Origin of the sequence: Nonomuraea sp. 3-1Str, assembly GCF_031570565.1 — a bacterium.
Taxonomy (GTDB): Bacteria; Actinomycetota; Actinomycetes; order Streptosporangiales; family Streptosporangiaceae; genus Nonomuraea.
The window spans coordinates 43,247-61,268 of the sequence record NZ_JALHBK010000030.1 but is presented as its reverse complement, the minus strand read 5'-3'; the positions used below and the strand labels follow the sequence as shown (position 1 = coordinate 61,268).

Here is an 18,022-nt window from a genome sequence, read left to right as displayed (position 1 = left end):
GCCGGGGGCGGGTCAGGGGCGGGGCCAGGGCCGTCCGGCGAGGCGCTCGACGTCGGTGTTGAACCGCCTGAGGTAGGCGGCGAACGTGGCGACCTCCTCGGGCGTCCAGTTCACCAGCACCTTCTCCAGGCCGTTGACGTTCTTGGCCCGCTCGTCGTCGAGGTACCGCTCCCCGGCCCTCGTCAGGCGGAACTTGCGGGCCATCCCGCCGTCGGGATCGGGGATGCGCTCGACCAGGCCGGAGCGCAGCAGGGCCGAGGTGTGCCGGTTCAGGGTGGAGACGTCCAGGCCGAACGCGTCGCTGAGCTGCCCGATCGACATCATGCCTTCCAGCCGGACGCGGCTGAGCAGGATGTACGCCATGCGGTCGATGTGACGGTGCCGTCCGAGCAGCATGGTCTCGTACTCGATGAGGTCCGTGGGCTTGTCCATGCCAGTCCTTTGTGCCGTCAGTGCGCGCCAGCATATCTATCACACCGTATGTGCAACCTACACAATCCGTGCATACGGCACATATTGTGCACGGGGCACACTGATTTTTAAAGCAGTCGCTTGACTTAAGGTGACTGTGCCGATTGACTGAGCTTGACCGGAACCTGTTCGGAGGGAGCGCTCGTGGGCCGAGGCGACGGCGGGCCGGCGTGACCGGCCGGACGACCAGCGGGAGCCTGCGGGCCGTGCGGGTCAGCGAGACGCGGGAGCAGATCCTGACGGCGGCGGAGCGGCTGTTCGCCGAGCACGGCGTGTACGCCGTGTCCAACCGCCAGGTCAGCGAGGCCGCGGGGCAGGGCAACAACGCCGCGGTCGGCTACCACTTCGGCGCGAAGGCCGACCTGGTGCGAGCCATCGCCCGCAAGCACGCCCAGCCGATCGAGCGCGCCCGCCGGCGGATGCTGGCCGAGATGGGCGACACCACCGAGGTACGGGACTGGGTGGCCTGCCTGGTGCGCCCGGTCACCGACCACCTGGCCGCCCTGGGCAACCCCACCTGGTTCGCCCGGTTCGGCGCCCAGGTCATGACCGACCCGGCGCTGCGCGAGATCATGATCGACGAGTCCCTCACCTCGCCCTCGCTGCGGCAGATCATCGACGGGCTGCGCCGCGCCCTGCCCGGCCTTCCGGAGGACGTGCGCGCCGAGCGCGCCGAGATGGGCGGCCAGCTCATGGTGCACATGTGCGCCGTACGGGAGAACGCCCTGGCCGAAGGCGTCCCCACCCCACGCTCCACCTGGCACGACACCGCGACCGGGCTGATCGACGCGATCACCGGTATGTGGCTGGCCCCCGTCACGCGCGAGCCGTGACGACCTGAAGCCGCGTCGCCACGACGGCCCCAGGCGCGTCGTGGCGACGTCCCGACAAGGAGAAGAGCACGCGATGACCGACATGCTGAGCGCGGCCGGCGCGGACCCGGCCGTCGTCCCGGAGTTCCCGATGGCCAGGGCGGCCGGGTGCCCGTTCGACCCGCCGCCGGGCCTGCGGTCCCTGCAGGAGGAGGGCCCGATCGCGCGGGTCCGGCTGTGGGACGGCAGCACGCCGTGGGTGGTGACCCGTTACGCCGAGCAGCGGGCGTTGATGGCGGACCCGAGGGTCAGCGCCGACATCACGCGCCCCGGCTATCCGGCTCCGGCCCCCCTCCCCAAGGGCTCGTTCGCCAGCTTCATCCTGATGGACGACCCCGAGCACCACCGGCTGCGCCGCATGGTGCAGGCGCCGTTCACCGTCAAGCGGGTGGAGGCCATGCGCCCGGCCGTGCAGAAGATCGTCGACGACCTGATCGACGACCTGCTGGCCGGCCCGAAGCCGGTGGACCTGGTCGAGGCGTTCGCGCTGCCGGTGCCCTCGCTGGTGATCTGCGAGCTGCTCGGCGTCCCGTACGCCGACCACGGCTTCTTCCAGGACAACAGCAAGACCGTCATCAGGCGTGACGCGGCCCCCGAGGAGCGGGCCGCGGCCGGCGGCCGGCTGACCGCGTACCTGGACGACCTGGTGGGACGCAAGCTCGCCGAGCCCGCGGACGACCTGCTGTCGCAGCTGGCCGGGCGGGTCACGGCCGGCGAGCTGACCCGGGAGGGCGCCGCCCAGATGGGCGTGCTCCTGCTCATCGCCGGGCACGAGACCACCGCCAACATGATCGCGCTCGGCACGCTGGCCCTGCTGCAGAACCCGGACCAGCTCGCGCTCCTGCGCGACGGCGACGACCCGAAGCTGGTCGCCGGAGCCGTGGAGGAGCTGCTGCGCTACCTGAACATCACCCACAGCGGCCGCCGCCGGGTCGCCCTGGAGGACATCGAGATCGCCGGCCAGGTGATCCGCGCCGGCGAGGGCATGATCATGGCCAACGACATCGCCAACCGCGACCCCGGCGCCTTCCCCGAGCCCGACGACCTGGACATCCGCCGCGACGCCCGCCGCCACGTGGCCTTCGGCTTCGGCGTCCACCAGTGCCTGGGCCAGCCCCTGGCCCGCATGGAGCTCCAGGTGGTCTACAGCACCCTCTACCGGCGCGTCCCCACCCTGCGCCTGGCCACGGACCTGGACACGATCCCGTTCAAGCACGACGGCCAGGTCTACGGCGTCTACGAACTTCCCGTCACCTGGTAACCCACCAAGAGCAAGAGGAACCGTGAAGATCACCATCGATCAGGACAAGTGCGTCGCCTCCGGGCAGTGCGTGATGTCCGCCATGAACGTGTTCGACCAGCGCGACGAGGACGGCATCGCGATCCTGCTCGACCCCACGCCGCCCGCCGAGCTGGCCGACGACGTCCGGCAGGCCGCGGCGGTCTGCCCCGCCCTGGCCATCCACGTGGAGGAGTGAGCCCTCAGGCCGGCGTATCCGGGTCCTCGGACAGGACGCGCTGCGCCACGGCGAAGGCGGCGTTGGCGGCGGGCACGCCGCAGTAGACGGCGCTCTGGAGCAGCACTTCGCCGATCTCGTCCGGGGTGAGGCCGTTGCGGAGGGCGGCGCGGACGTGCAGGGCCAGCTCGTCGAGGTGGCCGCGGGCGACGAGCGCGGTCAGGGTGACACAGCTGCGGGTGCGGCGGTCCAGGCCTGGCCGGGTCCAGATCTCGCCCCAGGCGTAGCGGGTGATGAAGTCCTGGAAGTCCCTGGTGAAGCCGGAGGTGCGGGCGATCGCCCGGTCCACGTGCTCGTCGCCCAGCACCTCGCGCCGCACCCGCATGCCGGACTCGGCAGGAAGATGCGCGAGCAGGGCGGACGTGACCTTCTCCGGCTGGTCGACATTGGCCAGGTGGGCGGCGCCCGGCACCTCCACGAGCGTGGCGCCGGCGATGCCGTCGGCCAGCTCCCTCGCATGGGCGGGCGGCGTCGCCGGGTCGTCCCGCCCGGCCAGCACCAGCGTGGGAACGGCGATGGCGCCGAGGTCGCCCCGCAGGTCGTAGCCGGCCAGGGCGTCACAGCAGGCGGCGTACCCCTCCGGGTCCGTGGCCGCGAGGTCGTCCAGCAGCGCCCGGTCGGCGGGGCCGGCGAACCACCGCCCGGCGGTGGCCTCCAGCAGCACCGCGGTGCCCTGCTCCCGGACCAGCCGCGCCCGCTCCCGCCAGGCCCGCGGCTCGCCGAACCGGGCGGAGGAGCAGATCATCGCCAGCGAGCGCACGCGGCCGGGGTGGCGTGCCGCCAGGGTCGCGCCGATCGCCCCGCCGATCGAGACACCCGCGTAGTGGAAGCCGCCCGCGCCGCCCATGCCGACCGCTTCGGCCAGCTCCAGCACCCGCTCCGCGAGGGCGTCGACGGTGAGGGCGCCCGCGGGCGACGGTGAGCCGCCGTGGCCGGGCAGGTCGAACCTGAGCACCCGGAACGTCCGGGTCAGCGCGGCGAGCTGCGGCTCCCACACGCGCGTGGACGTGCCGAGCGACGGCCCCAGCACGAGCGGCTGCCCGCCTTCGGGCCCGTCCAGCCGGTACCGCAGCGACGTCATCTCTCCTCCAGCGCCCGGTCGACGAGGGCCGCCGCGCAACCGGGCGTGCCGTCCACCTCCAGGTTGGCGCGCATCCTGGCGGGGTCCCCCCGCAGGTCGCCGAGCAGCTCGGCGGCGTCGCGGGCGGCCCCGGCGCCCAGCCGCAGCGCCTCGCGCAGCGGCTGCCACTCGGCGTGCCAGGCCCCGGCGGGCCGCTCGTCCTCGGCGGCCAGCGAGCCGTAGAGGATCGCGGCGAGCGCGGGCACCTGGCGGGCGGCGGCGGCGATCATCGTGGCGCGCACCGGGTTGTGCTTGTGCGGCATGGACGACGAGCCGCCGCCGACGCCCTCCGCCACCTCGCCGATCTCGGTACGGGAGAGCACCAGCACGTCGGCCGCGACCTTGCCCAGCGCTCCGGCGGTGAACGCGAGCGCCCCGGCCAGGTCGGCGACGGGGGTGCGCAGCACATGCCACGGCAGCAGGGGCTCGGCCAGCCCGGTCTCGGCGGCGAAGGCGGCCAGCAGGCCCAGTACGGCCTCACCACCCGGCGTCCCCTCGGCCTCTTGAACGGGCGCGGAGAGGGCCGGGGCGAGGGTGCCGGCCGGACCGCCGAGCTGCACCGGCAGCGCCCGCCGGGCGGCGAGCAGCCGGGACCGGGCGTCCACAGCCAGCTTGCGCCAGCCCGCCGCCTTCAGCCCGAACGTGGTCGGCACCGCCTGCTGGGTGAGCGTGCGGGCGGCCATGACCGTGTCGCGGTGCTCGGCCGCCAGCCCGGACAGCCGGTCGATCACCTGGTCCAGGTGGTCCGTCACGGCGCCGAGGGCGCGGTGGGCGACGAGCATGAGGGCGGTGTCGAGAACGTCCTGGCTGGTGGCGCCCAGGTGGACGTACGCCCCGTACGGCTCCGCTGCCGCGCGCAGGTCCTCCACCAGCGGGATGACCGGATTGCCGCCGGAGCGGGCGCGTTCCGCCAGTCCGGCCACGTCGGGGACGACCTCCCGGGCGGCGGCGGTGACGGCGTCGGCCGCCTCCGCCGGAACCAGGCCGAGGGCCGCCTGCGCGCGGGCGAGCGCGGCCTCCGCCTCCAGCATCGCCCGCAGGACGGCGGCGTCACCGGTGGCCTCGGTCGCGGCCCGCATGGGCGACAACAGCCCGAGGTCCGCGGGCCGGTCAGCCGAAGTCAAAGAACACCGTCTCCTTCTCGCCCTGCAGGTGGACATCGAACCGGTAGACGTCCTCGCGCTCGCGCGTGGCCAGGAGCGTGCGCGCCCGCTCGGGCGGCAGCGTGTCGAGGAAGGGGTGCTCGGCCAGGTAGATGCGGGTGTAGAGGTGGTGCAGCAGGCCGCGGGCGAACACGCAGACGCTGATGTACCCGGTGCCGGGCACCAGGGTGCGCAGGGTCCAGCGGCCGTCGGCGTCGGTCGGGACCCGGCCGAACCCCGTGAAGTCGACGCCGTGCCTGCCGATGATCGACCCGTTCACCGGGTCGCGGCGCAGCGTGCCCGGAGCGCCCCGCAGGTCACCGGCGGGATCGGCCTGCCAGAACTCCAGCAGCGCGTCCGGCACCGGCGCGCCCGCGCCGTCGTGGACGTACCCGTGCACGGTGATCCCGCCGGCGGCGAGGTCACCGCCGCCGGGGAACGGCAGCGCGTAGCCGTAGAAGGGGCCGACGGTCTGCGAGGGGGTGGGGTTCATCGGCCTTCCTCCATCCAGGTCGCGGCTGGGCCGTCGAGGACGATGTCCCAGCGGTAGCCGAGCGACCACTCGGGCCGGGACAGTTCGTGGTCGTAGGCGGACACCAGCCGCTGCCTGGCCCGCTCGTCGGTGACGGAGTTCAGGATCGGGTCGTACGGGAAGAGCGGGTCGTTCGGGAAGTACATCTGCGTGACCAGCCGCTGGGTGAAGGCCGTGCCGAACACCGAGAAGTGGATGTGGGCCGGCCGCCAGGCGTTGACGTGGTTGCGCCACGGGTAGGCGCCGGGCTTGATCGTGGTGAACGCGTACCGGCCCTCGTCGTCGGTGAGGCAGCGGCCGACGCCGGTGAAGTTGGGGTCGAGCGGCGCCGGATGGTCGTCGCGCTGATGCGGGTAGCGCCCGGAGGCGTTGGCCTGCCAGATCTCCACGAGCTGGCCGCGCACCGGCCGCCCGTCCCTGTCGAGGACGCGGCCCTGCACGGTGATCCGCTCGCCCAGCGGCTCGCCGAGGTGCTGGCGGGTCAGGTCGGCGTCGAGCGCGGTGACGTCCGTGACGCCGAAGACCGGGCCGGTCAGCTCCGTCGCCTCGGGGTCCTTCAGCGCCACCAGGGGCTGCTTCGGGTGGCGCAGCGCGGTGCTGCGGTAGGGGGCGTAGTCCCGGTCGGGATGATCCGCCTGCCGGCCGTCGCGCGCGGCGCGGATCTCGGCCATCTCCTTGTCGATGTCGGCCTGGGTGAGGGGTGGCATCATGAGCGGCTACCTTTCGACTACGACGGCTCGACTGCGACGGCTGCTACGACGGCTCGGCCACGACGGTCGCCTCGGCGGCGGCGGGTCCTCACGCGTGGACCTCCGCGGCCGTGCGGTCGCGCAGCTCGGCCGGGGTGACGCCGGGCGCGGTCTCGACCAGTCTCAGCCCGTCGCCGGCGACGTCCAGCACGCCGAGGTCGGTGATGATCCGGTGCACGCACGCCCGGCCGGTGAGCGGCAGCGTGCACTCCTCGACGATCTTCGGCGTGCCGTCCTTGGCGGTGTGCTCCATGATCACGATGACCCGGCGCGCGCCGTGGACCAGGTCCATCGCCCCGCCCATACCCTTGACCAGCCTGCCGGGAACCATCCAGTTCGCCAGGTCCCCGCGCGCCGACACCTGCATCCCGCCGAGCACCGCCACGTCGATGTGCCCGCCGCGGATCATCCCGAACGACAGCGCCGAGTCGAAGAACGACGCGCCCGGCCGGACGGTCACCGTCTCCTTGCCCGCGTTGATCAGGTCGGGGTCCAGCTCGTGCTCGGCGGGATAGGGGCCGACGCCGAGGATGCCGTTCTCCGAGTGCAGGACCACGTCCACGTCCTGAGGCAGGAACGACGGGATCCGGGTGGGCAGGCCGATGCCGAGGTTGACGTAGTCGCCGTCGCGCAGCTCCGCCGCCGCCCGCGCGACCATCTCGTCCCGGGTCCAGCTCACCGGGCGACCGTCCGCTTCTCGACGGCCTTGTCGGCGGCCTGCTCGGGCGTGAGCACCAGCAGGCGCTGGACGAACACGCCGGGCAGGTGAACCTCGTCGGGGTCCAGCTCGGTCAGCTCCTCGACCTCGGCGATCGTGACCCGTCCGGCCATCGCGGCCAGCGGGTTGAAGTTGCGGGCGGACTTGCCGAAGACCAGGTTGCCGTGCCGGTCCCCCTTGGCCGCGCGGACGAGCGCGAAGTCCGTCGTGATGCTGTGCTCCAGCACGTACGGCCGGCCGTCGAACTCGCGGATCTCCTTGGGCGGCGAGGCGACGTCGATCGAGCCGTCGGGGTGGTGGCGCAGCGGCAGGCCGCCCTCGGCGACGGGCGTGCCCACGCCGGCCGGGGTGTAGAAGGCGGGGATCCCGGCGCCGCCCGCGCGCAGCCGCTCGGCCAGGCTGCCCTGCGGGGTCAGCTCGACCTCCAGCCTCCCCGTCAGGTACTGGCGGGCGAACTCCTTGTTGTCGCCGATGTAGGAGGCGGTCACGCGGGCGATGCGCCCGGCCGCCAGCAGGACGCCCAGACCGCCGCCGTCGACTCCGCAGTTGTTCGACACCACGGAGATACCGCTCACCCCGGTGGCGTGCAGGGCCCGGATCAGCACGCTCGGGATGCCGCTGAGGCCGAAGCCGCCGACCGCGAACGAGGCGCCGTCACGCACGCCGGCCAGCGCCTCACCGGCGGTGGCGACCACCTTGTCTCCCCGCACGACGCTCCCTCCGCTGACCGGATGTGTTCGCACAGCGAACTTCAGTTCACTATTGTCGGACGAGTATGCGGACGCCGCGACGCCGCTGTCAAACTGTCCTGAGGCGGCACGCCGACCTGTCGGGCGGGCCGCCTCAGCCATCCGGCGGGCGTCCCGGGCCGTCCGTCATGAGCTGTCGGAGGAGGGGCGGATGGAGCCGGGCGGAACCCTGGAGCGCGGGCTCGCCGTCCTGCGGGCGCTGACCGCCGAGCCCGCGCAGCGGATGCGCGCGACGGACCTGGTGCGCGCGACCGGGCTGGCCAGGTCCACGATCGACCGCCTCCTGGCCACGTACGCCCAGCTGGACTACGTGCGGTTCGACGGGCGCGACGTGCGGCTCGCCCCGCGCCTGATGGAGCTGGGCGAGGCGTACCTGGCATGCGGCGGCCTGCGCGACCGGCTGGCGCCGCTCGCGGAGGGGCTGGCCCGGGAGCTGGACGAGTCGGTGTCGCTGGCCGTCCTCGACGGCGACGGGGTCCGCTTCGTCGGTCAGTTCACGCGGCGGCGCACCATGTCGGTGGCCTTCCGGGTCGGCGACCTGCTGCCCGCCGCCCGCTGCGCGGCGGGCCTCGTCCTCCTCGATCCCGGCGCGCCGTGGGCCGAGGACGACCAGCTCGTCGAGCCTGGCCTGGTCGCGGTCGCGATGCCCGTACGGGACCCGGACGGCACGCCGGTCTGCGCGGTGAGCGTGGTCAGCCACACCAGCAGGCACACCGCCGGCGGGCTGCGCGAGCACGCCATGCCCAGCCTGCTCAGGACGGTCACGGAGATGGAAGCGACCCTGGCCGCCCCCCGCCCCGCTCAGGGGTCCGCCCTGCCCGCCCCCGTGGACATCCGCCGACCGGCCGCCGTGAACGCTCCAGCGGGAGGCTCGGACAGCTCGGACGGCTCGGACGGCTCGGAAGGCGGCCTGCGGTCGCTGGCGCGTGGGCTGGCCGTGCTGGTGGCGCTCGGCTCGACGCCCGGCGGCTCCACCCTGGCCGACGTCGCCAGGGCCACGGGGCTCCCCCGGGCCACGGTGCGGCGGTCGCTGCTGACCCTGGAACGCCTCGGGTACGCGGCGGCCGACGGCTCCCGCTTCACGCCGCTGCCCCGGGTGATGGAGCTGGGCTACGCCCACCTGTCGGAGCTCTCGTTCGGCGAGGTCGTCCAGCCGCACCTGGCGGACCTGGTGGCGCGGCTGCGCCATTCGGCCTCCGTCGCGGTGCTGTCCGGCGACGACGTCCTGTACGTGGCTCGGGTGCCGACCGCGAGCATCATGACCGTCGACATCAGGGTCGGCACACGCTTCCCCGCGTACGCCACCTCCATGGGCCGGGTCCTGCTCGCGGACCAGCCCGAGGAGCGGCTGGCCGCCATCACGCTCCGGCCGCTGACCCGCCACACCGTCACGTCCCCCGCCGCGTTCGCACGGGCGGTCCGCCGGGCCGGCGAGGACGGCTACGCCCTGGTGGACCAGGAGCTGGAGGAGGGGGTGCGGTCCATCGCGGTGCCCGTACGCGGCCGGGACGGACGGGTCGTGGCGGCCGTCAACGTCGCCACCCACGCCAGCCGCGCCACACCCGACGACCTGCTGCGCGACGTCCTGCCCGCACTCTCCGAGACCGCCGCCCGCATGGCGGCCGACCTCCGCCACCTCCCCGCCACGCCGTAACCGATCAGGCGCCGCAGTCGGGGAGGGCCGGGCGTATTTAGTAATCGGTACGGTATCGTTTATTAAATGATCGACACCGTGCTCATTGCCGGAGCCGGCCCCACGGGGCTGGCCCTCGCCGTCCACCTGACGCTGCACGACGTCCCTGTGCGGGTGGTCGACGCCGCCCCCGCCCCCGCCACCACCTCAAGGGCGCTCGGTCTGCAACCACGCGGCGCCGAGGTCCTGGAACGGATCGGCGCGCTCGGCGACCTGCCGGAGCGGTCGCAGCGCTCGCTCCACATGTCCTACAACGAGGGATCCCGCACCGTGCTGCGGCTCCAGGTCGGCCAGGCGGTGATGGACCAGCCGAAACAGGCGCTGCTGGTCTCGCAGGCCGAGGTCGAGGGAGTCCTGCGGCGACGGCTTCTGGAGCTGGGCGGCGACGTCGAGTGGGGCACCCGCGTGGCCGGGGCCCGGCAGGACGGCGAGGCCGTCACCGTCACCCTCCAGACGGGCGACGGCGCCGAGCAGCGCACCGGGACCGGCTGGCTCGTCGGCTGCGACGGCGCGCACAGCGCGGTGCGCAAGCTCGCCGGGATCGCCTTCCCCGGCCGCGCCCTCATCGAACGCCTGCTCATGGTCGACGTGCGGGCCCGGTGGCCCTTCGACCGGAACGGCAGCACGACCTGGATGGACGCCGGTCACATGCTGTCGGTGACCGCACTGCCGGACGACACATGGCGGGTGTTCACCGAGCCACCGGCGGACCTGCCGGACGAGCTGTCCGAGAGCGAGATCACCGATCGGGTGCTGGAGGAGTTCGCCCGCCGCAGCGGCGTAGGGCGGGACACGGTCGAGGAAGTCCGCTGGGCCTCGGAGTTCCGGATCCACCGCCGCCTCGCCGAGACCTACCGCCGCGGCCGGATCCTCATCGCGGGCGACGCCGCGCACATCCAGAGCCCCACCGGCGGTCAGGGGCAGAACACCGGACTGGGCGACGCGGAGAACCTCGCCTGGAAGCTGGTGCTCGTGACGCGCGGCCGCGCCGACCGGCGGCTCCTCGACACCTACGAGGGCGAGCGGCGCCCGCTGGCCCGCAACGTCCTGCGGGCCACCAGCACCGCAGTGGGCATCATGTTGCCCGACACGCAGTGGAAACGCCTGCTCCGCGACAAGATGGTGCTGCCGGCCGTCCGCCTGCAGGCCGTGCAGCGCCGGCTGTGGCTGGCCGCTTCCCAGCTCGGCATCAGCTACCGGGGCGGGCCGCTGGCCCCGGAGACGCACTGGTGGACCTCCGGCCCCCGCCCGGGCGACCGGATGCCGGACATCAGGTGCCTGGACGCCGCCGGCGGCGAGGTCACCCTGCACGCGGCCGTCCTCGGGCGGTGGGTGGTACTCGCCGCCGACCGGCGCGTCGCCGACCGGCACGCCGAGGCCGCCGGGGCCCGGCTCGGCGCCGGCCTCGTCACCGCCCTCGTCCCCGTGCCGGCCGCCCCTGGCCGGGAGCACGGCTGGGACCCGCGTGACGTGGTACTGGTCCGGCCCGACGGGCACATCGGTTGGCGTGGCCGCCCGGCACCCGACAGACTGGCGGCATGGCTCGATCAGGTGCTGTGGCCGGCGTAGAGCGCGGCCGTCCCCGTGACCCCGGCAACGACGCCGCGATCCTCGACGCGGCGCTGGACCTGCTGATCGAGCGAGGGGCCGCGGGCACCAGCATCGAGGCGGTCGCCCAGCGCGCCGGCGTGGCCAAGCTGACCGTCTACCGGCGCTGGCGCTCCAAGGAGGAGCTCCTCATGGCGGCCCTGGAGCACGCCCGTGACCCCGGCCTCGAAGCGCCGCCCACCGCCGGGCGGTCCCTGGAGGAGCTGATCGGGTATGTCGCGGAACTTCTGGGCCGACCCCGGTTCCGGGCGCTGATGGCGCGCGTCATCGGCGCCTCGGTGGACTACCCGAAGCTGGTGACCGCCTACACCGAACGCTACCTCCGGCCCCGGATCGACGCCCTCGCCGACGTCGCCCGGCGCGCCGTCGCCGACGGCCACCTCCCGCCGGACACCGATCCCGGCGTCCTCCAGGACGTCCTGGCCGGCTCGATCGGGTTCGTCCTGCTGCGGGGCGAGGAGGAGGTGACCCCGGCGGAGGTCGAGCGCCGCCTACGCACCCTCCTCCACCACGTCGGCTACCGGCTCTAGAAGAGGCTCCGGCCTTCGCCGGAGGCCGGGAAGCCGGGGCCGTGGAGCTGCGGCCGGCACGCGCCCGGGGGCCGGCGCGTGCCGGTGACCGGCCGGGCGGCGGGGGGCGGGACGGCCGGCTACCTCCACAGGTAGTCGTGGCGCGGCGCGGCGGGGCCGACGAAGACGCCGCCGTCCCGGACCTGCCACTCGAACTGGCCGTCCACCTCGTGGAAGGCCAGGAAGAGCCCGCGGACGCGGTCGCCGTCCTCGTCGGCCGCCGGGAGGGCGGCGAGCGCGCGGAGCTGCTCCAGGACGTCGGCGGCACCGGCCTCCCGGACGGCCCGGGCGTAGCAGGCCGCGTCCAGCCAGCCGCTTTCGGGAAAGGCCCAGCCCGCACCGCCGCTCGCACGGATGACGCGCTCCGCCTCCGGCCGCTGCCCGTGAAGCTCCAGCCAGCCGCGTATGTGGACCCAGGCACCCATGAGGCCATGGTGGCGGACGGGAGGGCGCGCGGGGATCCCGGGGTCGCGCTCCGGGCAGTGAGAGGCGCGGCCTCGGTCAGGCGGGCGGGGCCAGGATGTCGGCCAGGATGTCGGCCACGGTGACGACGCGGATCAGCGGCTCGTACAGCCGCATCACCTCCAGCGCCCGCTGGTGGCTCGCGTCGTCCGCGCCCGCGCACGCGTCGGCGGCGACGAGCACCTCGGCGCCGGCGTCGGCCGCGGCCAGGGCGGTGGACAGGACGCAGCAGTCGGTGGACACGCCCGCCAGCACCAGGCGGCCGTCCGGGCCGACCCGGCCGGCCAGCTCCGGCGTCCACTTGCCGAACGTCGGGGCGTCCAGCGTCGGGCCGGCGTCGGCGGCAAGGCCGGCGAGGTCGTCCACCAGCCCGTACGCGCGGGAGTCGGGTGCCTGCAGGGCGAACGGCCAGCGTTCGTAGTAGTCCGCCCAGGCCCCGGCGGGCGCCTCGGGGGCGACGAAGCGGGTGAACGTGACCCGGGGGCCGAAGGCGCCGACCAGCTTCCTGATCGGCTCGACGGTCTCGGCGAAGCGGGGGGCGAACCAGGGGCTGTCCGGCTCGCCGAAGACCCGCTGCATGTCGATGACCGACAGCCAACCCGCGCGCGACGTCATGCCCGCGCCTCCTCGGCGGTCTCGGTGGAGGACGGGGCGCTCTCCTGGGCGCGGACCCGCGACCGGCCGAGCACGAGCATGGCGACGAAGCCGACGGCCAGCGCGACCAGGACGCCCAGGTTGGCGAAGGCCCAGTCGCCCTCCTTGCCACCCAGCCCGAGCGGGCCGAGCAGGTAGCCCTGCCAGGCCAGCCAGCTCGCGCCGCCGTTGGTGACCAGGCCCCAGCCGAGGACGGCGCCGGCGCCCACGACCGCGACGGGCAGCAGCGGCACGTCGCCGTAGCGGCCCCGCGGGCGGTAGAGGTCGGCCTCGTCGTAGTCGCGGCGGCGCAGCGCGAGGTCGGCCAGCATGACGCCGCACCAGGCGGCGATCGGGACGCCGAGCGTGGTGAGGAACCCCATGAACGGGCCGAGGAAGTCGTCGGCGACGAACACGATGTACACGGTGCCCGCCACCATCAGCGCCCCGTCGATCAGCGCGGCGACGTAGCGCGGCGCCCGCAGGCCGGCCGCCAGCAGCGCCAGCCCGGAGGAGTAGATGTCGAGGACCGCCCCGCCGACCAGGCCGAGCACCGCCACCGCCGCGAACGGGATGAGGAACCACGTGGGCAGGACCGTGGTCAGCGCCCCGATCGGGTCCGCGGCGACCGCCTTGTTCAGCCCCGGGGACGAGCCCGCCAGCAGCAGGCCGAACACCAGCAGGACCAGCGGCGCCAGCGACGCCCCGAAGGTCGTCCAGCCCACCACCCCCTTGCTCGACGACCGGCGCGGCAGGTAGCGCGAGTAGTCGGCGGCCGCGTTGACCCAGCCCAGCCCGAACCCGGTCACCATGAACACCAGGGCGCCGATGAACTGCTGGGCCGAGCCCGGCGCCACCGACTGCACGGCGTCCCAGTGGATGTGCGGCAGGACCAGGACGATGTACGCCACGGTCAGCACCCCGGTCACCACCGTGATGACGGTCTGCATGCGCATGATGACGTCGAAGCCCATGACGCCGCCGGCGACGATCAGCGCGGTCACCACGAGGAGCGCGATCGCCTTGGTGGAGGCGCCGCCGCCCCAGCCGAGGCGGTCGAGGACGGTCGCGGCGGCCAGCGTGGCGAGCGCCGTCAGGGCGGTCTCCCAGCCGAGGGTGAGCATCCACGAGATCGCGGACGGGAGCCGGTTGCCGCGCACGCCGAACGCCGCCCGGCTCAGCACCATCGTCGGGGCCGAGCCCCGCTTGCCGGCCACGGCGACGAACCCGCACAGCAGGAAGGAGAAGACGATCCCGACGGCCCCGGCGACCAGCGCCTGCCAGAACGAGATCCCGAAGCCGAGGGCGAACGAGCCGTAGCTCAGCCCGAGGACCGAGACGTTGGCCGCGAACCAGGGCCAGAACAGCTGGCGGGGGCGTCCTTTCCGATCGGCGTCCCCGATCACGTCGAGCCCGTGCGTCTCCACCTTGAGCCGCCCGCCGGCGCGTGTGTCCTGCGTGTCGTCCATCAGACCTACCTGTTCAGCCCGGCCTGTTCAGACCGGTCCGGTCGAACGTAGGCGCCGGTTTCGGATGTCGTCAATAGTGATATTCGTCCGGTGATTTGGCGACATGCCCGGATACCCGGACGCCCGGCCCCACGGGCGCACCCGACATGGACACGACCATATTAGATAGCTAAGCTATCCAGTGATCGGATAGTCGAACTATCTAAAGGAGTCCCGTGTTCTCCCTCATCGTCCTTCTCCTGGCCACGACACTCGGCCTGCGCCTGCTGGGCAGGCTCGGCGTCCGCCGGTTCGCGAGCTGGCCGATCAGTGCGGCCCACGCGCTGGCACTGCTGCTCGTCGTCACCGCGAGCGCGCACTTCGTGCCGGCCGGTGTCGCCTTCATGCCGAACCACGCCGACATGGTGGCGATGGTGCCGCCCTTCGTGCCGCTCCCCGCCCTCATGGTGTACGTGACCGGAGTGCTGGAGCTGCTCGGCGCCGCCGGGCTGGTCGTGACGGCGACCCGCCGGGCCGCCGGCGTCGCCCTGGCCATCCTCTTCGTGCTGCTGCTCCCGGCCAACGTGTACGCGGCGCTGGCCGGCGTGCCCCTCCAGGGCGCCCCCGCCACACCGCTGTGGGTGCGGATCCCGGAGCAGGTGCTGTACATCACGATCGCGCTCTGGGCGGCCCGCTCGACCGGCGCCCCCCTGACCCGCGCGCCCCGCGCACGATCCGGCGCGCGCTGACACAGCGTGGCAGGCGATTGCGCTTTCGCGATCGGTGTCATGGTTTGCAACCCTCCGGGACGCGGTAAAGCACTACACACGGTGACCGAATGGACACTGTACGGCGATGCCAGGCCGACAAAGGGGGCTCGGGGCCATGAGCACAGCCAAGCCGGATACCGCCCTGGATGAGGTGCACATCCTGTGGACGTCCGAAGGCATGAGCTGCGACGGGGACACCGTCTCGATCACGGCCGCCTCACTGCCGAGCATCGAGGACGTCCTCCTCGGGCTCGTGCCGGGCCTGCCCAAGGTCCACCTGCACAACAAGGTGCTCGCCCCGGAGGTCGGCGACGCGTTCATGGCCGCGTTCCACCAGGCGGCCGAGGACCGGCTCGGCCCGTTCATCTTCGTGGTGGAGGGCTCCATCCCGAACGAGAACATCAACGGGGACGGCTACTGGACCTCGATGGGCAACGACCCGGCGACCGGGCAGCCCATCACGGTCAACGAGTGGATCGACCGGCTCGCGCCGCGGGCGTGGGCCGTGGTCGCGATCGGCACCTGCGCGGCGTACGGCGGCATCCACGCCATGGCGGGCAACCCGACGGGCTCGATGGGGCTGGCCGACTACCTGGGGCCGGACTTCCGCTCCGCGGGCGGCCTGCCCATCGTCAACGTGCCGGGCTGCCCGGTGCAGCCGGACAACTTCATGGAGACCCTGACCTGGCTGCTGTACCAGGCGGCCGGGCTGGCTCCGATGATCCCGCTCGACCGGCAGCTCCGGCCGACCTGGCTGTTCGGCAAGACGGTCCACGAGGGCTGCGACCGGGCGGGTTATTACGAGCAGGGCGACTTCGCCCTCGACTACAACTCGCCCAAGTGCCAGGTCAAGGTGGGCTGCTGGGGCCCGGTCGTCAACTGCAACGTCACCAAGCGCGGCTGGATGGCCGGCATCGGCGGCTGCCCCAACGTGGGCGGCATCTGCATCGGCTGCACGATGCCCGGCTTCCCGGACAAGTTCATGCCGTTCATGGACCAGCCGCCGGGAGCGTCCGTGTCCGCGGGCATGGCGGGCGTCTACGGGGGGCTCGTGCGCGGGCTGCGGGCCATCACCAACAAGACCGTCAACACCGAACCGAAGTGGCGTCACAACGAACGCAAGCTGACCAGCGGGTACGACCCCCGCTGGCAGGGCTAGAAGGGGGAGCGTCGAGGTGACGACCCGATCCGTGCCGGCGCAGGAGACGCGGCAGCTCGTGGAGATGTCCTGGGACCCGATCACCAGGATCATCGGCAACCTGGGCATCTATACCAAGATCGACTTCAACAACAGGCAGGTCGCGGAGTGCAAGAGCACCTCGTCCCTGTTCCGCGGCTACAGCGTGTTCATGAAGGGCAAGGACCCGCGCGACGCGCACTTCATCACCAGCCGCATCTGCGGCATCTGCGGTGACAACCACGCGGTCTGCTCGGTCTACGCACAGAACATGGCGTACGGGATCAAGCCCCCGCCGCTGGCCGACTGGATCCTCAACCTCGGCGAGGCCGCCGAGTACATGTTCGACCACACGCTGTTCCAGGACAACCTGGTCTTCGTCGACTACTGCGAGCAGATGGTCAAGGAGACCAACCCCAGCATGCTGCGCCGCGCCGAGACCACGGAGGCGCCCCGGGGGGACATCCACGGCTACCGGACCATCGCCGACATCATGCGGGCCTTCAACCCGTTCACCGGCGACGTGTACCGCGAGGCGCTGCAGATCAGCCGGCTCACCCGGGAGATGTGCTGCCTCATGGAGGGCCGGCACGTGCACCCGTCGACCGTCTACCCGGGCGGCGTCGGCACGGTCGCCACGCCGCAGGTGTTCACCGACTACCTGGTGCGGCTGGTCCGGGCGCTCGACTTCATCAAGCGGGCCGTCCCCATGAACGACGACGTCTTCGACTTCTTCTACCAGGCGCTGCCCGGCTACGAGGAGGTCGGCCGGCGGCGGATCATGCTGGGCTGCTGGGGGGCGTTCCAGGACCCGAACGTGGTCGACTACGACTACCGGCACATGGAGGAGTGGGGCCGGGCCATGTTCGTGACGCCCGGCATCGTGCTGGACGGCGAGCTGCTGACCACCAACCTCGTCGACATCAACCTCGGCATCCGCATCCTGCTCGGCAGCTCGTACTACGACGACTGGCAGGGCGAGGAGACCTTCGTCACCCAGGACCCGCTCGGCAACCCCGTCGACCAGCGCCACCCGTGGAACCAGACGACGCTGCCCAAGCCGCAGCGGCGCGACCTGGAGAACGGCAACTACAGCTGGGTCATGAGCCCCCGCTGGTACGACCGGCGCACCGGCGACCACCTGGCCCTGGACACCGGCGGCGGGCCGCTGGCCCGGCTGTGGAGCACGGCGCTGGCCGGGCTGGTCGACGTAGGCGGTGTCCGCGCCACCGGGCACAGCGTGGAGATCAACCTGCCGAAGTCCGGCTCCCTGCCGGAGACGCGGCTGGAGTGGCACGTGCCGAAGTGGGCCAACACGATCGAGCGCAACCGGGCCCGGATGTACTTCGTCGCCTACGCCGCCGCGCTGGCCTTCCACTTCGTCGAGCAGGCGCTCAGCGAGGTCAGGGCCGGGCGCACCAAGGTCTTCACCGACTTCGACGTGCCCGACGAGGCGATCGGCTGCGGCTTCCACGAGGCGGTGCGGGGCGTCCTGTCGCACCACATGGTCATCCGTGACGGGAAGATCGCCAACTATCACCCGTACCCGCCCACGCCGTGGAACGCCAGCCCGCGCGACATCTACGGGACGCCGGGCCCGTACGAGGACGCGGTGCAGGACCTGCCCATCTTCGAGGAGAACGGGCCGGAGAACTTCAAGGGCATCGACATCATGCGGACCGTCCGCAGCTTCGACCCGTGCCTGCCGTGCGGCGTGCACATGTACCTCGGCGACGGCAAGGTGCTGCGGCAGGTCCACTCCCCCACCCTCGGCACGAGCGTCCCGGGCTGA

Annotated in this window: 19 protein-coding genes; 9 read left to right on the top strand and 10 right to left on the bottom strand. The window is 72.9% G+C overall.

Annotation, left to right across the window (positions count from 1 at the left end):
• Positions 1-12: 12 nt before the first annotated feature.
• Complete coding sequence (locus tag MTP10_RS34345) at positions 13-432, bottom strand: MarR family transcriptional regulator (RefSeq protein WP_310714920.1); 420 nt, start codon at positions 430-432, stop codon at positions 13-15.
• Positions 433-641: 209 nt separating this feature from the next.
• Between MTP10_RS34345 and MTP10_RS34340 the strand changes: the two genes are divergently transcribed.
• The 3 genes from MTP10_RS34340 (at position 642) to MTP10_RS34330 (ending at position 2,821) form a co-directional block, all read left to right on the top strand.
• Positions 642-1,304, top strand: coding sequence for a TetR family transcriptional regulator (locus MTP10_RS34340; RefSeq protein ID WP_310714917.1), 663 nt, complete (start codon positions 642-644; stop codon positions 1,302-1,304).
• 73 nt (positions 1,305-1,377) lie between these two features.
• Entirely contained in the window at positions 1,378-2,604 is a 1,227-nt protein-coding gene (locus tag MTP10_RS34335; protein WP_310714915.1) for a cytochrome P450, read from the top strand.
• Positions 2,605-2,626: 22 nt separating this feature from the next.
• On the top strand, positions 2,627-2,821 hold the full coding sequence (locus MTP10_RS34330; RefSeq protein WP_310714913.1) for a ferredoxin: 195 nt from the start codon (positions 2,627-2,629) through the stop codon (positions 2,819-2,821).
• 4 nt (positions 2,822-2,825) lie between these two features.
• On the opposite strand, the gene pcaC is transcribed toward MTP10_RS34330, so the two are convergent.
• The 6 genes from pcaC to MTP10_RS34300 form a co-directional block, all read right to left on the bottom strand.
• Complete coding sequence (pcaC, locus tag MTP10_RS34325; RefSeq protein ID WP_310714911.1) at positions 2,826-3,941, bottom strand: 4-carboxymuconolactone decarboxylase; 1,116 nt, start codon at positions 3,939-3,941, stop codon at positions 2,826-2,828.
• On the bottom strand, positions 3,938-5,104 hold the full coding sequence (gene pcaB, locus MTP10_RS34320; protein ID WP_310714909.1) for a 3-carboxy-cis,cis-muconate cycloisomerase: 1,167 nt from the start codon (positions 5,102-5,104) through the stop codon (positions 3,938-3,940). The genes pcaC and pcaB overlap by 4 nt, the downstream gene beginning before the upstream one ends.
• On the bottom strand, positions 5,091-5,615 hold the full coding sequence (gene pcaG / locus MTP10_RS34315) for a protocatechuate 3,4-dioxygenase subunit alpha (RefSeq protein WP_310714907.1): 525 nt from the start codon (positions 5,613-5,615) through the stop codon (positions 5,091-5,093). The genes pcaB and pcaG overlap by 14 nt, the downstream gene beginning before the upstream one ends.
• The gene (gene pcaH, locus MTP10_RS34310; protein ID WP_397334562.1) at positions 5,612-6,364 is read right to left on the bottom strand and encodes a protocatechuate 3,4-dioxygenase subunit beta; all 753 of its coding nucleotides are present in this window, start codon (positions 6,362-6,364) and stop codon (positions 5,612-5,614) included. Before pcaH ends, pcaG begins: the two co-directional genes overlap by 4 nt.
• 88 nt (positions 6,365-6,452) lie before the next feature.
• Entirely contained in the window at positions 6,453-7,082 is a 630-nt protein-coding gene (locus MTP10_RS34305) for a CoA transferase subunit B (protein ID WP_310714905.1), read from the bottom strand.
• On the bottom strand, positions 7,079-7,831 hold the full coding sequence (locus MTP10_RS34300; protein WP_310714903.1) for a CoA transferase subunit A: 753 nt from the start codon (positions 7,829-7,831) through the stop codon (positions 7,079-7,081). The genes MTP10_RS34305 and MTP10_RS34300 overlap by 4 nt, the downstream gene beginning before the upstream one ends.
• Positions 7,832-8,021: 190 nt before the next feature.
• On the opposite strand from MTP10_RS34300, the gene MTP10_RS34295 reads away from it, so the two are divergent.
• From MTP10_RS34295 to MTP10_RS34285, 3 genes are all read left to right on the top strand, one after another.
• Positions 8,022-9,524: an IclR family transcriptional regulator C-terminal domain-containing protein gene (locus MTP10_RS34295; protein ID WP_310714901.1), complete on the top strand. Its 1,503-nt coding sequence runs from the start codon at positions 8,022-8,024 to the stop codon at positions 9,522-9,524.
• 66 nt (positions 9,525-9,590) lie between these two features.
• The gene (locus MTP10_RS34290; RefSeq protein ID WP_310714899.1) at positions 9,591-11,132 is read left to right on the top strand and encodes an FAD-dependent monooxygenase; all 1,542 of its coding nucleotides are present in this window, start codon (positions 9,591-9,593) and stop codon (positions 11,130-11,132) included.
• Complete coding sequence (locus MTP10_RS34285; RefSeq protein ID WP_310714897.1) at positions 11,102-11,701, top strand: TetR/AcrR family transcriptional regulator; 600 nt, start codon at positions 11,102-11,104, stop codon at positions 11,699-11,701. The genes MTP10_RS34290 and MTP10_RS34285 overlap by 31 nt, the downstream gene beginning before the upstream one ends.
• A gap of 119 nt (positions 11,702-11,820) precedes the next feature.
• Here the strand turns inward: MTP10_RS34285 and MTP10_RS34280 are convergent, their stop codons facing one another.
• The 3 genes from MTP10_RS34280 to MTP10_RS34270 all read right to left on the bottom strand — a co-directional run bounded on the left by MTP10_RS34280 (position 11,821) and on the right by MTP10_RS34270 (position 14,304).
• Positions 11,821-12,165 (bottom strand): hypothetical protein, encoded by a 345-nt coding sequence (locus MTP10_RS34280; RefSeq protein ID WP_310714895.1) that lies wholly within the window; start codon positions 12,163-12,165, stop codon positions 11,821-11,823.
• A gap of 76 nt (positions 12,166-12,241) precedes the next feature.
• Positions 12,242-12,817 (bottom strand): isochorismatase family protein, encoded by a 576-nt coding sequence (locus tag MTP10_RS34275; RefSeq protein WP_310714893.1) that lies wholly within the window; start codon positions 12,815-12,817, stop codon positions 12,242-12,244.
• Positions 12,814-14,304, bottom strand: a complete 1,491-nt coding sequence (locus tag MTP10_RS34270; RefSeq protein ID WP_310714891.1) for a cytosine permease — start codon at positions 14,302-14,304, stop codon at positions 12,814-12,816. The genes MTP10_RS34275 and MTP10_RS34270 overlap by 4 nt, the downstream gene beginning before the upstream one ends.
• A 215-nt stretch (positions 14,305-14,519) precedes the next feature.
• On the opposite strand from MTP10_RS34270, the gene MTP10_RS34265 reads away from it, so the two are divergent.
• From MTP10_RS34265 to MTP10_RS34255, 3 genes are all read left to right on the top strand, one after another.
• Positions 14,520-15,032, top strand: a complete 513-nt coding sequence (locus tag MTP10_RS34265; protein WP_310714889.1) for a hypothetical protein — start codon at positions 14,520-14,522, stop codon at positions 15,030-15,032.
• 136 nt (positions 15,033-15,168) lie between these two features.
• On the top strand, positions 15,169-16,212 hold the full coding sequence (locus tag MTP10_RS34260; RefSeq protein ID WP_310714888.1) for a hydrogenase expression protein HypE: 1,044 nt from the start codon (positions 15,169-15,171) through the stop codon (positions 16,210-16,212).
• Positions 16,213-16,228: 16 nt separating this feature from the next.
• Entirely contained in the window at positions 16,229-18,022 is a 1,794-nt protein-coding gene (locus MTP10_RS34255) for a nickel-dependent hydrogenase large subunit (protein ID WP_310714886.1), read from the top strand.

Coding starts and splice junctions, on each gene's coding strand:
- MTP10_RS34345 (WP_310714920.1), bottom strand. CDS start 432: ATGGACAAGCCCACGGACCTCATCGAGTACGAGACCATGCTGCTCGGA.
- MTP10_RS34335 (WP_310714915.1), top strand. CDS start 1,378: ATGACCGACATGCTGAGCGCGGCCGGCGCGGACCCGGCCGTCGTCCCG.
- pcaC (WP_310714911.1), bottom strand. CDS start 3,941: ATGACGTCGCTGCGGTACCGGCTGGACGGGCCCGAAGGCGGGCAGCCG.
- pcaG (WP_310714907.1), bottom strand. CDS start 5,615: ATGAACCCCACCCCCTCGCAGACCGTCGGCCCCTTCTACGGCTACGCG.
- pcaH (WP_397334562.1), bottom strand. CDS start 6,364: ATGATGCCACCCCTCACCCAGGCCGACATCGACAAGGAGATGGCCGAG.
- MTP10_RS34295 (WP_310714901.1), top strand. CDS start 8,022: ATGGAGCCGGGCGGAACCCTGGAGCGCGGGCTCGCCGTCCTGCGGGCG.
- MTP10_RS34290 (WP_310714899.1), top strand. CDS start 9,591: ATGATCGACACCGTGCTCATTGCCGGAGCCGGCCCCACGGGGCTGGCC.
- MTP10_RS34285 (WP_310714897.1), top strand. CDS start 11,102: ATGGCTCGATCAGGTGCTGTGGCCGGCGTAGAGCGCGGCCGTCCCCGT.
- MTP10_RS34280 (WP_310714895.1), bottom strand. CDS start 12,165: ATGGGTGCCTGGGTCCACATACGCGGCTGGCTGGAGCTTCACGGGCAG.
- MTP10_RS34275 (WP_310714893.1), bottom strand. CDS start 12,817: ATGACGTCGCGCGCGGGTTGGCTGTCGGTCATCGACATGCAGCGGGTC.
- MTP10_RS34270 (WP_310714891.1), bottom strand. CDS start 14,304: ATGGACGACACGCAGGACACACGCGCCGGCGGGCGGCTCAAGGTGGAG.
- MTP10_RS34260 (WP_310714888.1), top strand. CDS start 15,169: ATGAGCACAGCCAAGCCGGATACCGCCCTGGATGAGGTGCACATCCTG.